The organism is Pseudomonas sp. MWU349 (assembly GCF_017947325.1).
GTDB classification, from domain to species: Bacteria; Pseudomonadota; Gammaproteobacteria; order Pseudomonadales; family Pseudomonadaceae; genus Aquipseudomonas; species Aquipseudomonas protegens.
In genome coordinates, this window is sequence record NZ_JAFEVP010000001.1 from 942,388 (window position 1) to 955,701 (window position 13,314).

10 protein-coding genes and 2 pseudogenes are annotated in these 13,314 nt (G+C 60.9%); 8 read left to right on the forward strand and 4 right to left on the reverse strand.

All coding sequences use genetic code 11. The features are described 5' to 3' along the window. The first annotated feature begins 13 nt into the window (after nucleotides 1-13). From KCG88_RS04130 to KCG88_RS04145, 4 genes are all read left to right on the forward strand, one after another. Entirely contained in the window at nucleotides 14-1,303 is a 1,290-nt protein-coding gene (locus tag KCG88_RS04130) for an MFS transporter (RefSeq protein WP_210711809.1), read from the forward strand. Nucleotides 1,304-1,316: 13 nt separating this feature from the next. Then, a complete protein-coding gene (locus KCG88_RS04135; RefSeq protein ID WP_210711810.1) occupies nucleotides 1,317-2,792 on the forward strand; it encodes a glycoside hydrolase family 32 protein in 1,476 nt (491 codons plus the stop codon). A 102-nt stretch (nucleotides 2,793-2,894) separates the two neighbouring features. Next, nucleotides 2,895-3,893: a LacI family DNA-binding transcriptional regulator gene (locus KCG88_RS04140; RefSeq protein ID WP_011061519.1), complete on the forward strand. Its 999-nt coding sequence runs from the start codon at nucleotides 2,895-2,897 to the stop codon at nucleotides 3,891-3,893. A 235-nt stretch (nucleotides 3,894-4,128) separates the two neighbouring features. Further along, nucleotides 4,129-4,500 carry a DUF4156 domain-containing protein gene (locus tag KCG88_RS04145; protein WP_047336953.1) on the forward strand — a complete coding sequence of 124 codons (372 nt, stop codon included), beginning with the start codon at nucleotides 4,129-4,131 and terminating at the stop codon, nucleotides 4,498-4,500. Between the two features lie 25 nt (nucleotides 4,501-4,525). Here the strand turns inward: KCG88_RS04145 and KCG88_RS04150 are convergent. Continuing rightward, nucleotides 4,526-4,817 (reverse strand): annotated as a pseudogene (locus tag KCG88_RS04150) (MerR family DNA-binding protein). Nucleotides 4,818-4,841: 24 nt separating this feature from the next. Between KCG88_RS04150 and KCG88_RS04155 the strand changes: the two are divergent. After that, nucleotides 4,842-5,069, forward strand: a pseudogene (locus KCG88_RS04155) (NAD-dependent dehydratase); the annotation flags it as partial. A 160-nt stretch (nucleotides 5,070-5,229) separates the two neighbouring features. On the opposite strand, the gene KCG88_RS04160 reads toward KCG88_RS04155, so the two are convergent. Continuing rightward, the gene (locus tag KCG88_RS04160; protein WP_011061517.1) at nucleotides 5,230-6,144 is read right to left on the reverse strand and encodes a LysR family transcriptional regulator; all 915 of its coding nucleotides are present in this window, start codon (nucleotides 6,142-6,144) and stop codon (nucleotides 5,230-5,232) included. Nucleotides 6,145-6,413: 269 nt separating this feature from the next. On the opposite strand from KCG88_RS04160, the gene KCG88_RS04165 reads away from it, so the two are divergent. Continuing rightward, entirely contained in the window at nucleotides 6,414-7,436 is a 1,023-nt protein-coding gene (locus KCG88_RS04165; RefSeq protein WP_047286890.1) for a zinc-dependent alcohol dehydrogenase family protein, read from the forward strand. 211 nt (nucleotides 7,437-7,647) lie between these two features. Then, nucleotides 7,648-9,294, forward strand: coding sequence for a phosphoglucomutase (alpha-D-glucose-1,6-bisphosphate-dependent) (gene pgm / locus KCG88_RS04170; RefSeq protein ID WP_047286888.1), 1,647 nt, complete (start codon nucleotides 7,648-7,650; stop codon nucleotides 9,292-9,294). A 74-nt stretch (nucleotides 9,295-9,368) separates the two neighbouring features. Here pgm and KCG88_RS04175 read toward each other — a convergent pair whose 3' ends face one another. Then, complete coding sequence (locus KCG88_RS04175) at nucleotides 9,369-10,064, reverse strand: pirin family protein (protein ID WP_210711811.1); 696 nt, start codon at nucleotides 10,062-10,064, stop codon at nucleotides 9,369-9,371. 275 nt (nucleotides 10,065-10,339) lie between these two features. On the opposite strand from KCG88_RS04175, the gene KCG88_RS04180 reads away from it, so the two are divergent. Then, entirely contained in the window at nucleotides 10,340-12,805 is a 2,466-nt protein-coding gene (locus KCG88_RS04180; RefSeq protein ID WP_210711812.1) for a UvrD-helicase domain-containing protein, read from the forward strand. A 45-nt stretch (nucleotides 12,806-12,850) separates the two neighbouring features. On the opposite strand, the gene KCG88_RS04185 is transcribed toward KCG88_RS04180, so the two are convergent. Next, nucleotides 12,851-13,120, reverse strand: coding sequence for a DUF1652 domain-containing protein (locus KCG88_RS04185; protein WP_011061512.1), 270 nt, complete (start codon nucleotides 13,118-13,120; stop codon nucleotides 12,851-12,853). Nucleotides 13,121-13,314: the final 194 nt, after the last annotated feature.

The window sequence follows — 13,314 nt, forward strand, 5'->3', positions numbered from 1 at the left end:
AGAGGGTCGTCACATGCAGTTTGCCGCCAAACGCGAGTACTGGCTTATCAGTGGTTTGTTGTTTTTCTTCTTCTTTTCGTGGTCATCCAGCTATTCATTGTTTTCTATCTGGCTGCATCGAGTCATTGGCTTGAATGGCACGGAAACCGGCTTCATTTTCGCCGCCAACGCCATTGCGGCGCTGCTGGTTCAGCCCTTCTACGGCGCCCTCCAAGACCGCCTCGGGCTGTCCAAAAAGCTCCTGGTGTGGATTGGCATCCTGCTGTGTGCCGCGGCCCCGTTTGCAACTTATGTCTACGCCGGCCTGTTGGCGCAGAACGTGGTGCTCGGCGCGTTGGTCGGTGCGGCGTTCCTGGCGCTGGCGATGCTGGCAGGCGTTGGGGTGATCGAGTCGTACACCGAGCGCTTGTCGCGGCATGCAGGATTCGAGTTTGGAACCACCCGAATGTGGGGGTCGTTGGGCTGGGCCAGCGCGACGGGCGTGGTCGGCGTGGTGTTCAACATCGATCCTGACATTGCGTTTTACATGAGCAGCCTCGCCGGCATCGTGTTTTTGCTGATCCTGTTCCGTCTGGACCTCGACCGGTTGGCCCAGCCGGCAGTGCAGGCGGGCACGGTTGTCCACCCCGTGCGCCTGAACGATCTCTGGAAGTTGCTGGCACTCCCGCGGTTCTGGGCTTTCAGCCTTTACCTGACGGGGGTATGCGGGATCTACATGATCTACGAGCAACAGTTTCCGGTGTATTTCTCCTCGTTTTTCCCGACCCCGGAGGAGGGGACCCGTGCCTATGGCTACCTGAACTCGTCTCAGGTACTGGTCGAGGCGGTCCTGATGCTGCTTGCACCCTGGGTGGTCAGCCGCACAGGCGCCAAATACGGGCTGATTCTGGCCGGCAGCATCATGTTCGTGCGCATCCTTGGGTCGGGGCTGGCAACGCAGGCCTGGGCCATCGCCGCCTGCAAGATGTTGCACGCCTTGGAAGTGCCCATCTTGCTGGTCTCGATATTCAAATACATTTCGCTCAACTTCGACTCTCGGCTGTCCGCCTCGATCTACTTGGTGGGGTTCCAGTTCGCCCAGCAACTGACCGCCATGTTGCTGTCACCGCTGGTGGGCTACGGCTACGACCATTTCGGTTTCTCCAGCGTCTACGTACTGATGGCAGGCCTGGTCGGCGCTTGCCTGCTGCTTTCATGGACCTTGTTGCGCAAGGACCCGGTGCGTGACGCCTCTCAAGTCGGGGCTGGCGATTCACGACAGCTTCCCGCCATCGCGCCATCCGCCCCTCGTTATGAACCCTAGACAGGAACCAGCCATGCACGCTGCACTGTTAGAGCAAGCGCATCGCGCTATTGAAAAAAAACTGCCTGGGCGGGGTGATGACTATCGCCTGGCCTATCATCTTGCGCCGCCGGTGGGGTGGATGAATGACCCGAACGGTCTGGTTTATTTTCGCGGCGAGTACCATGTGTTCTACCAACATCATCCCTATTCGGCTCAGTGGGGGCCGATGCACTGGGGCCATGCCAAGAGCCGTGACCTGGTGCACTGGGAGCACCTGCCCATCGCGCTGGCGCCGGGCGAGGCCTATGACCGCGACGGTTGCTTTTCAGGGTCTGCGGTGGTCATGGACGACGTGTTGTACCTGATTTACACCGGGCATACCTGGCTGGGTGCGCCCGGCGACGAGCGGAGCATTCGCCAGGTTCAGTGCCTGGCCAGCAGCACCGACGGGGTTGTGTTCAGCAAGCACGGGCCGGTGATCGATAGGGCGCCTGAACCGGGCATCATGCATTTTCGCGACCCCAAGGTATGGCGGCGAGGAGAGCAATGGTGGATGGCCCTGGGTGCGCGCCAAGGCGACGCCCCTCAGCTCCTGCTCTATCGCTCAGGCGACCTGCATCACTGGACGTACCTCAGGTGCGCACTGCAAGGGCAACGAGAGTCGGACGGCTATATGTGGGAGTGTCCTGACCTGTTCGAACTCGATGGCTGTGATGTGTTTCTCTATTCGCCTCAAGGCTTGAACCCCAGCGGTTATGACAACTGGAACAAGTTCCAGAACAGCTATCGGATGGGCCTGCTGGACGATCGCGGATACTTCAGCGAGTGCGGTGAGCTGCGTGAACTGGATCATGGTCACGATTTCTATGCGGCGCAGACCGTGCTGGCGCCAGACGGGCGACGCCTGTTGTGGGCTTGGATGGACATGTGGGACAGCCCGATGCCGAGTCAGGCGCAACACTGGTGCGGTGCGCTGTCGCTACCTCGTGAACTGAGCCGCAATGGCGAACGGCTACGCATGCGGCCGGCCCGCGAGTTGGCAGCGCTACGCCAGTCGCAACGGACACTGGCGATCGGCGTGGTCGAATCCGGCAATTGCATACTCGCTGAGCGAGGGGCGCTGCTGGAATTCGAACTGACCCTGGACCTGGCTGGTAGCACGGCTGAGCGTTTCGGGTTGGCGCTGCGTTGTAGTGAGGATCGGCAAGAGCGGACCCTGGTGTACTTCGATGCGATGGCGCGGCGTCTGGTGCTGGACAGGCAACACTCGGGAGCGGGGGTAAGCGGTGCGCGCAGCGTGCCGATAGCCAAGGGCCAAATGCAGATAGCCCTGCGGATTTTCCTTGATCGATCCTCCATTGAGGTGTTTGTCGATGACGGAGCCTATAGCTTGAGCAGTCGGATCTACCCTAGCCCCGACAGCCTGGCGGTCATGGCGTTTGCGGTCAATGGCAGCGGTGGTTTTGGCCAAGCGTCGGTCTGGCACTTGGCCGATCTGCACCTGTGACCCTGGTGATTGGCCGCGGTTGGCGCGGCGTCAGGCGGCGTGTTGTCATGCTTTTGCCAAGCATGACATGATGCCCGGCCATACAAGCATTGGCTCCTGCGAATGGCCTCAGTTAAAGATGTCGCGCGCCTGGCAGGGGTTTCCTTCATGACCGTGTCCAGGGCGCTTAACACTCCGGAAAAGGTCAATCAGGAAACCCTGGCGAAAGTTCTGCAAGCGGTTGAGACCCTGGGTTATGTTCCCAGCCTTTCTGCCCGAAAGATCCGCGGCGGTGCTTCCCGTGGCAAGACCATTGGCGTCTTCGCGCTGGATACCGCCACCACGCCCTTCGCTGTGGAAATGCTCCTGTCCATGGAGCGCACTGCCCGGGAGCACGGCTGGAATATCTTCATCCTCAACGTGTTCGAAGTGCCGCCGAGCCAGCAGACCATCGACCTGATGCTGTCCCACCAGCCTGACGGAATCATTTTTAGCGCCATGCAGTTGCGGACTGTCGAAATCCCCGCAGGGCTGCGCAGCCTGCCGTTGGTACTGAGCAATTGCGTGAGCCTGGAGCCCGGGGTGGCCTGCTATGTGCCTGACGATGCCGATGGCCAGTATCAGGCGGTGCGACATGCGCTCAAGCGTGGTTATCGGCGTCCGTTGTGCATCAACCTGCCACAAGCCAGCCTGGCTTGGCAGCCGCGCCAGCTTGGATTGTGTCGCGCACTCGCCGAGGCCGGAATATCCGTGGCCGATGTTCCTCAATACAGCCTGTCGCAGGATGACGCCTATCAGGAAACGCTCAGCGTGCTGGAGACGCAGTTGCGCGAGTCGCAAGAAGGTCCAGCGTTCGATCTCCTTATCTGTGGTAACGACCGTATTGCTTTGGTGGCCTACCAGTACTTGCTAAGCCGTGGGCTGCGTATTCCGAACCAGGTGGCGGTTTTGGGTTACGACAACATGATCGGTGTTGCAGAGCTGTTCTACCCGCCGCTCAGTACTGTGCAGTTGCCGTATTACGAAATGGGACGACGCTCTGTCCAATACATCATTGAGTGCAGGAACGAACCCGGGATTCAACGGGTTGAATGCCCCGTAGTTGAACGTGAGTCGTGTTAGCCAACCATGCAGGTAGATTGGCAAGTCGCTGGAAAGGCTTGACCAAGCTACAGGTCGGGGCGTCATGGCCAGGGCCTTGGTACGATGTCTGTGGTCCGGTTTTTACATTTTTAGACTGTAAATTTACTGATTAATACACCTGCAGTTTTACTAAAGCTTGATACTGCGCGCCCTATCGCCCTGAAAGCTCATCCCTTGAGGGCACCGCTCTAACCGTAAGAAAGGAATCAAGTAGATGTATCTCCCCCATACTCTCGCGGGCATTGGTCTGTGTGTGGCGTTGTCTGGCCTGATGGGTTGCGCGCCCACTTCCGTTGCCGGACCGGGCGCCAACAATGTGCGCATCACCCACAATGAGCCGGGGCGAGAGTGCCAGTTCCTGGGTGATGTCACGGGTAGTCAGGGCAACTTTTTATTGGGCAGTATCACGGGTAATGCCGAACTGGAGACCGGGGCGCGCAATGACCTTAAAAACAAAGCAGCGGCAATAGGGGGCAACAGGGTTTATCTCCTCACTCAGCGTGCAGGGCAAACCGGCTCGGATGGTCGACTGGAGCAAACCAACGTGACTCTTTCAGGCAATGTCTATCACTGTCCAGAGCGTTGAGTCGCCGCGGATTCTCTCTGACAGCTCAGTTGGAAGAGCTGTTCAGCTGCTGAAGCTCAAGTTGCCTGGCAGCACTGGCTTCGAGGGTTGCACGCTCTTGATCCAGATACCGATAAATACGCTGGAAGTTGGCGATTTTCTGTTTGATTTCTGCCATCTTCCTTTCAATGAGCTTGGCGCCGTCCGCACAATCGATCAGCTGGTTGCGCTGCGCATTCAGAATCTCGCCTATTTCCCCCAGTGAAAACCCCATGCTTTGCGCGCGCGGTGTAAACGCGGTAGTTGTTCGTTCGCCGCTGCAGTGTGATCAGGCCGATTTGCTCGTAGTAACGCAGCGTAGCATCTCGCTCCGATTGCTGAAGTGGCTGCTGAGCATTCCCCTCATGGCGCGGTTCATGAATACAAAAACCGAAGCCTTGGACTTTATCCAGACCACTGGATTTGATACCGCGGCCGTCGAGCAATTTGCCAAGAGGTATGGGCTAGCCAAACCGGATATCCGTCAGCCCCTGCGGCACACGGCAACGTTCGTCAACTCATATTGCATGGCCAAGGGCGAGGGCCGCTGACTTCTCCCTTGGGGGCATCCCTTTCAACCCGCCAGGGTTTGCCCCCCACTTATGCCCCCGAATACTTCGCAAGCCAGCGGCACCTGAGGGAAAGCCACGGACCGAATTAGTCGCTAAAGGACTCTTTTCGGAAGAATCTATGGATGCCTGTGGCACTTGATCAAAGACTGTCTGGGTCGCCGAAGAACATCTGAATTCTTGAACGCAACCAGCGCTCGCCCGGGTCGTTGTCCTGCGAACCGCGCCAGGCCATGTGCAGTTCGAAGCTGCGTACTGGCAGCGGCGGGTCTTCGGCGCGTACGCCGCCGGCGGCGGTGAGGGCGTCGGCGGTGTAGTCGGGCACGGTGGCAAGGATGTCGGTACCGGCCAGCAGGGTGCTCAGGCCGTTGAATTGCGGTACGGCGAGCACGACGTGGCGCTTGCGTCCGAGCTTCTCCAGCTCCTCATCGATGAACCCGCTCAGGTCCCCGGCGAACGACACCAGGGCGTGGGGGCGGGCGCAGAAGTCGTCCAGGGTCAGGGGGCCGGGCACGGTGTCGGCCCGCAGCAGTTTGGGCAGGCTGCGGCGCAGGACCTTGCGCTTGGCGTTGGCCGGCAGGTCGGCGGTGTAGCTGACGCCGATGGAGATTTCGCCGGAGGCCAGCAGCGCGGGCATCAGCAGGTAGTTGGCGCGGCGTACCACCAGCACGATGCCTGGGGCTTCGGCGCGCAGGCGTTTGAGCAGCATCGGCAGCAGGGCGAATTCCACATCGTCGGAAAGACCGATACGGAACACGGCGGTACTGGTGGCCGGGTCGAATTCGGCGGCGCGGCTGACGGCGGTGGAGATCGAATCCAGGGCCGGCGAGAGCAGGGCGAAGATTTCCACTGCCCGGGCCGAGGGCTCCATGCTGCGCCCGGTACGCACGAACAGCGGATCGTCGAACAGGTTGCGCAGGCGCGACAGGGCTGCACTGATGGCCGGCTGGCCGAGGAACAGCTTCTCGGCGGCGCGGGTCACACTGCGTTCGTGCATCAGTGTTTCGAATACGATCAACAGATTCAGGTCGACACGACGCAGGTCATTACGATTCATCTGGAGTCCTGGCAGAGTCAGCGAGCTTGACGGGAGCGGCCATATCGGAACAATGGCCGGCGTGAATCTTACGGGGAAAGGCTGGTACTCTGCATCGGCTAAATGTTGTTTGTTTGTAGTCGGGCAAGGTTCGAGCAGGCTGTACGCCCCGATATTCAAGGGCACGAAATCAATGCCAAGCATGTCGACTATTAATAGGCACTGATAGTCTTGCTTGCAAAGCCCGGATAAAGTTCGCGGCATTAGAGGTTAATTTGACGAGGTTTGCGATGTCCCGCACGATTCGTTTTCACAAGTTTGGACCGGCCGAGGTGCTCAAATGCGAAGAGCATGCGGCCTCGTTGCCTGCGCCAGGCGAAGTGCAGGTACGAGTCGAAGCCATCGGTATCAGCTGGTATGACGTGCTCTGGCGGCAGAACCTGGCGTCGTCCCATGCGCGCTTGCCTTCTGGCCTGGGGCACGAAATGGCCGGTGTGGTCACGGCCGTGGGCGAGGGCGTCGACGACCTGGCGGTAGGTGACAAGGTGGCGAGTTTTCCCGCCGAAAGCCCCAACGATTACCCGGTGTATGGCGAGCTGATCGTCCTGCCGCGTTCGGCCTTGACCCGTTATCCCGATGTTCTCAGCCCGATCGAGGCCGCTGTTCATTACACGCCGCTGCTGATCGCCTATTTCGCCTACGCCGACCTGGCGCGGGTCAAACCGGGGCAGTTTGCCCTGGTGACCGACGCTAGCCATTGCGCCGGGCCGTCCTTTGTCCAGCTGGGCAAGGCCCTGGGTGTGCGGGTGATTGCCGCCACCAAGACCGCTGAAGAACGTGAATACCTGCTGTCCCTGGGTGCCGAGAAGGTGATTGTCACCGAGGAACAGGACCTGCTGATGCAGATCAACAAGCTCACCGACAACCGCGGCGTCGACGTGGTGTTCGACGGTTTGGGCGGTCCGCAGATGTCCATGCTCGGCGACGTCCTGGCGCCCCGCGGCAGCCTGGTGCTCTATGGCCTGCAGGGCGGCAACCAGACGCCGTTCCCGGCCTGCGCGGCGTTCCAGAAGAACATCCAGTTCTTCGTCCATTGCATCGGCAACTTCACTGGCAAGCCGGAGTTGGGAATTGTCCAGGATCAGGTCGCGCTGCAGCGTGCGTTGCGCGACATCAACCAGCTCACGGCGGACCGGGTGCTGCTGCCCCTGAAGACCCGGGTATTCGCGTTCAACGAGTTTGTCGAGGCGCACCGCTACATGGATGAATGTCCGTGCCGCGAACGGGTCGCGCTTCAGGTCGAACCGGCCTGATTCCAACGCCAGGCAAAGCCTGGCGTTTTTTATTGCCTCGATTAGCCGGCCCTTGCGCCGGCTTTTTAGTTTTCCCCCTGGACGTCCTTTTACCGGCAAGCCGGTCGCTGCATAAAAGCGCCGGGGCGTTGGGATAGATTCCATCGCGTTGCGGTCAAACTGCCAGTAAACTGCGGCCCATTTCCGAACCATCCTTTTCCAGAGGTTTTGCATGACTCTCAGTCCTTTTGCGGGCAAACCGGCACCGGCTGAATTGTTGGTCGACATCCCGCGACTGGTTACGGCCTATTACACCGGTCAGCCTGATGCATCGGTGCCTACCCAGCGTGTGGCCTTCGGCACCTCCGGGCACCGTGGCAGCTCGTTCGATCTGAGTTTCAACGAATGGCATGTGCTGGCCATCAGCCAGGCCATTTGCCTGTACCGCGAATCCCAGGGCATCGACGGCCCGCTGTTTGTCGGCATCGACACCCATGCCCTGTCGACCCCGGCCGGGGCCAGCGCCCTGGAAGTGCTGGCGGCCAATGGCGTGACCGTGATGATTGCTGCCGGCGACGAGTACACCCCGACCCCAGCGGTGTCCCACGCCATCCTCTGCTACAACCGTGGGCGCACCTCGGGCCTGGCGGACGGCATTGTCATCACCCCGTCCCATAACCCGCCACAAAGCGGCGGCTACAAGTACAACCCCACCAACGGCGGCCCGGCCGACACCCACATCACCAAGTGGATCGAAGCCAAGGCCAATGAACTGCTGGCGGCCAAGCTGGCCGGGGTCAAGCGCATCAGTTACGAACAGGCGCTGAAGGCCGACACCACCCATCGCCACGATTACCTCAACACCTACGTCGCCGACCTGATCAACGTCATCGACCTGGACGCCATCCGCAACGCCAAGCTGCGCCTGGGCGTGGATCCGCTGGGCGGAGCAGGGGTGCGCTACTGGTCGGCGATCGCCGAGCACTACCGCCTGGACCTGGAGGTGGTGAACAAACAAGTGGACGCCACTTTCCGCTTCATGTCGGTGGATTGGGACGGGCAGATCCGCATGGACCCGTCCTCCAGCTACGCCATGCAGGGCCTGATCGGCCTCAAGGAACGCTTCGACGTGGCCTTCGCCTGCGACCCCGATCACGATCGCCACGGTATCGTCACCCCGAGCGGCGGCCTGCTGGCGCCGAACAACTACCTGGCGGTGTCCATCGACTACCTGTTCCAGAATCGCCCGCAATGGCGCGCTGATGCCGCGGTGGGCAAGACTGTGGTCAGCAGCGGCCTGATCGACCGGGTCGCTGCACGCCTGGGCCGCCGTCTGTATGAAGTGCCGGTGGGCTTCAAGTGGTTTGCCGATGGCCTGTTCGACGGCTCACTGGGCTTTGGCGGCGAAGAAAGCGCCGGTGCCTCTTTCCTGCGCCGCGACGGTGGCGTCTGGAGCACCGACAAGGACGGCCTGATCCCGTCCCTGTTGGCGGCGGAAATGACCGCGCGTACCGGCCGCGACCCGAGCCAGGCCTACCGCGCCCTGTGCGACGAGCTGGGTGAGCCGTTCTCGATCCGTGTCGATGCCAAGGCCAACCCGCAGCAGAAGGCCCTGCTCAGCAAGCTGTCGCCCCAGCAGGTAACTTCGACCCAACTGGCCGGCGAGCCGATCCAGCAGATCCTCAGCCATGCACCGGGCAACGACCAGGCCATTGGCGGCCTGAAAGTCATGACGGAGAACGGCTGGTTCGCCGCACGCCCGTCGGGTACTGAAGACATCTACAAGATCTACGCCGAAAGCTTTATCGGCGACGATCACCTCAAGCAACTGGTGCAGGAAGCGCAAACCCTGGTGGACGCCGCCATCAGCGGCAACTGACCGGCGCTCCGGGCCCGTCAGGCAAAAAAAAGGGGCGACCATCACGGTCGCCCCTTTTTATTGGCCGCTGTATTTCACGCCAGATCCACCAGCACGATCTCGCTGTCCTGCAACGCCGTCACCCGCAGCAGCGGCTCATTCTCAACCGCAACGCCGTCTCGAGCTTCGGCGCGCAAGCCGTTGATCTCGATCACCCCGGTCGCGGGCACCAGATAGGCTCGACGTCCGGCGTCAAGGTGATACTCGGCCGTTTCCCCGGCCTTCAGGTTGGCCGCCACCAGCCGCGCATCGGCGCGAATTCGCAGGCTTTCCTCATCGCCAGCCTTGCCACTGGCCAGGGTCACGAAACCTTCGCGCTGGCCCTTGGGAAAAGGCTTGGCCCCCCAGGAAGGTGCAGAGCCCGCCTGGTTGGGGATGATCCAGATCTGGAAGATCTTGGTTGGCGTGGCTTCCAGGTTGTACTCGCTGTGGGCGATCCCGGTGCCGGCGCTCATTACCTGCACATCACCGGCTTCGGTGCGGCCCTTGTTGCCCAGGTTGTCCTGGTGGCTGATGGCCCCTTCGCGAACGTAGGTGATGATTTCCATGTCCCGGTGCGGGTGCTGGGGGAAGCCGGTGCCAGGGGCGATCACGTCATCGTTCCAGACCCGCAGGTTGCCCCAGTGCATGCGCTTGGGGTCATGGTACTCGGCGAAGGAAAAATGGTGGTGGGCATCCAGCCAGCCGTGGTGCGCGCCGCCCAGGGAGCTGAAAGGTCTGAGTTCAAGCATGATCTTCTCCTCATTAAGGGCTCGTCATGGCACGTTGTACCCGGGCCAGAAAACGATAACCGTTGGTTGATGGCGAGCATCTTCCATCAGCTATAGATCGATAAAAAGCGCAAAAAATGCCGTAATCCAATCGTAAAATTAGATGATTATTTTGTCGCAAAGCTGGTGTTAAACCTTCGGTTCATCGCTTAAGTTAATGACCTGCAAGCAATTGGCTGGATACCGTGGAACAATCCGCCGAAGATTACTGCTCAGCCTCACACCCTGGAGTCCGCGTGTCGCAACACACCCCCGATCTGCCCCCCGAGCTTTTGCCCCTGGCCCAGATGCCCCTGTTCAAACGCCTCGCGGCGCGCTTCTTCGGCCATGGCCTGAACCGCCTGCGGGCCCAGCATCGGGCTTCCTGGCTGCATGGTCAGGCCGATGGCTTTCGCAGTGGCCACACTGCCGGCGTGGAGTACGGCTACCAGGAAGGCCGGCTTGAGGGTCTGGAGGAAGGCCGCCAGGTGCTGTTGATCCGCGACAGCCGCAACACCGAGCACCGTCCGCCCGGTGTGGATGACCGGCTGTTCGATGACTGGCGCCTGCCGTTGAGCGCCGAGCTGAAAAAGCGCTTCAAGGCCGATGTCGCCCGCCTGCTGCCCGCCGGGGCGCAACCCAGCGCCGCGCAGTGGAAGATGATTTTCAGCGACACACCCGCCACCGCGGTGATCGCCGGGGCCGGGGCCGGCAAGTCGACCTCGCTGGTGCTGCGCCTGCTGCTGTTGCATCACTATCTGGGCTTCGAGCTGGACGCCATGACCGTGGTGACCTTCACCCGGGAGTCGCGCAAGGACTTCATCACCAAGCTCACGCAAGTCTTTGCCCTGTGGGGGCGGCAACTGGGCGCCAGGGAAGCCCGGGAGCTGGTGCGGACCTTCCACTCGCGGATTCTGCCCATGGTCCGCAGCCTGCCGGGCTTCGAGCGCCTGCAGGCCTTCGAGAACCTCAGCGATCGCCTCCAGGGCGGCGAAGACGAGGTGGACAGCAACCCTTTCGACTTGCGCATCAATGATGCCCAGCGCAAGCACCTCAATGCCTGCTACCAGGCGTTGTATCGCAGTGACGAGCGCTTCCGCCTGGCCTTGCAGCCTTTGCTGCGCCACGCTCTGCAACTCAAGGAACTGGAGCGCGACCACCCGGATGTGCAAAAGCGCATGGCAGTGACGGAGCTGGCGGCCAAGCGCGATGAAGAACTGTGCGACACCGTGGAAGACCTGTGGTTGCGCGCCGGTGCCTGGCCGATCAAGGGGGTCGAGCCGCAGCGCCAGCGCTTCGAAATCAACGGATCGACCTTCTACAGCCACGGCTACTGCGCGGAACTGGAGGCGTGGGTGGTGCTGGGCTTCGATCCGCGCGAGAGCCCGCAGCTCAGCCGGCCAGGGGCCAAGTTGTCGGTACGCGCAGAGTGGGCTGTAAAGCGCACCCTGTTTCAAGCTTTCTGTCGTAAGCCATTGATATGGCTAGATAGTTACGAGTCATCGAAGCGTTCTGCCGGTGCCTTTTCAGCCCAGGTCAGTGCTGGCCCGGGCTTCGATTACAAGGTCAAGGGCGAGCTGGCATCGGCGCCGTTGCTCGATTGCTTTGTCGCTGCCGCCGGCTTTATCGAGAACCTGGGGCTGGAGGTGGGCGATGCCGTCGCGGGCATGAGTTTTGCCCAGGACGATCCGGACCGGTTTTTCTTCGAAGCCCTGAGCCTGTTCTGGCGAGCCCTGGAGGACCATCTGCTGGATCAGTCGCCGCCCATCATGAGCTACAACCGCATGTTCGCCCTGTTCAGCGAGCGCTCGCCGGAGAACTTCAAGCTGCTCAGCGATGCCTGCCTGCGCCCGATGTCGCACCTGATGATCGACGAGTTCCAGGATGTTTCGCCGCAGATCGTTTCCTGGATCAGGGCCAGCCTTGCGGCGATCCGCAGCCGAGGCGCCGCCTTGCACATCGGGCGCGCCGCCCAGCATTCCTCGCTGCTCTGTGTCGGTGACGACTGGCAGTCGATCTACGGCTGGCGGGGCAGCTCGCCCAAGTACTTCATCGAGTTCAACAAGGAGTTCCCGTCCCCGGGCACCACTCGGGTCATGCTCAGCGAGAACTACCGCAGCCATCAGCATGTAATCGATGCCGCGGAGCATATTGTCCGCGCGGCGCCGGCCATTGCCGGAAAGAAGGCCAAGGCCAGCGGTGATGCTACTGAGCTGTGGCCGGTGCAGGTGCTCGATCGTGATGACCAGGGCCTGGCCCAGCGTCTGGCTGAGCACTATGAGCAGGGTGATTCAATCTTGATGTTGTTTAGAAGAAGTAGCGATAAGTTACTGATTGAAAACACTATTTCTCAAATAGTTAATGTTGATTCTAGTTTGCCTCCAGGGTCGAGGCGCCTGAAACAACTGACCTATCACAGCGCCAAGGGCCTGCAGGCGGATGCGGTATTCCTGTTGGGCGACTGTCAGCACCTGAGCAGTTCGCCGTACAAGAACCAGGTCTATCGCCTGGCCGGGTTGGGCAAGGACGGCGATGCAGAGCCCTACGACAGCGCACAGAAGGACGAGATCCTGCGGCTAGCCTATGTGGGTATCACCCGGGCGGCCAAGCATTGCTACTGGTATGTGGACCGCCAGGAAGGCCCCTCGGGCAATGCGCCCAAGGCTTCGGACCGGGTGCCCCGGGACAAGCCGTACTTCCAGGACCTGCGCCAGGCAACATGAAAAAAGCCCGCTGGCGAGGCGGGCTTCGGGTGAGGCAGCGGGGCTTCAGGCCTTGAGTGCCAGGGACGGGGAAAAGGCCTCCAGCTCATCTTCCACCGCCTCGATTATTCGTTCGACATCCGCAGCGCTCATCACCGTGGCACAGGGAATGCCGGCGATGGCGATCATGGTTTCGCCGCTGGCGCGATCGAAGAGCCGGGCGATCATGCTGCCGGGCGCATCCATGCTGGCTTCGAAACCCATGGGATGGAAATGCCAGCGCATCAGCTGGCAGGCGTTTGGAAAGGTGACTTTACTGGCCCAGACTCTGTTCATCGGTGGCCCACCTTGATTCATTGAGCGCTTCCTTGTGCTCGCGGTAGGAACGACCGGATCGTCAATGACCCGATCGGTTGAGGTTTTAAAAATAGCATTGGCTTGTGACGGTTCGCAGTTTTTTTGCCCACCGTCCGGCGGTTCACTCATGGATTATTGATGCAAGTCATGTCATCTCCCTGGTCCCCCCCGGT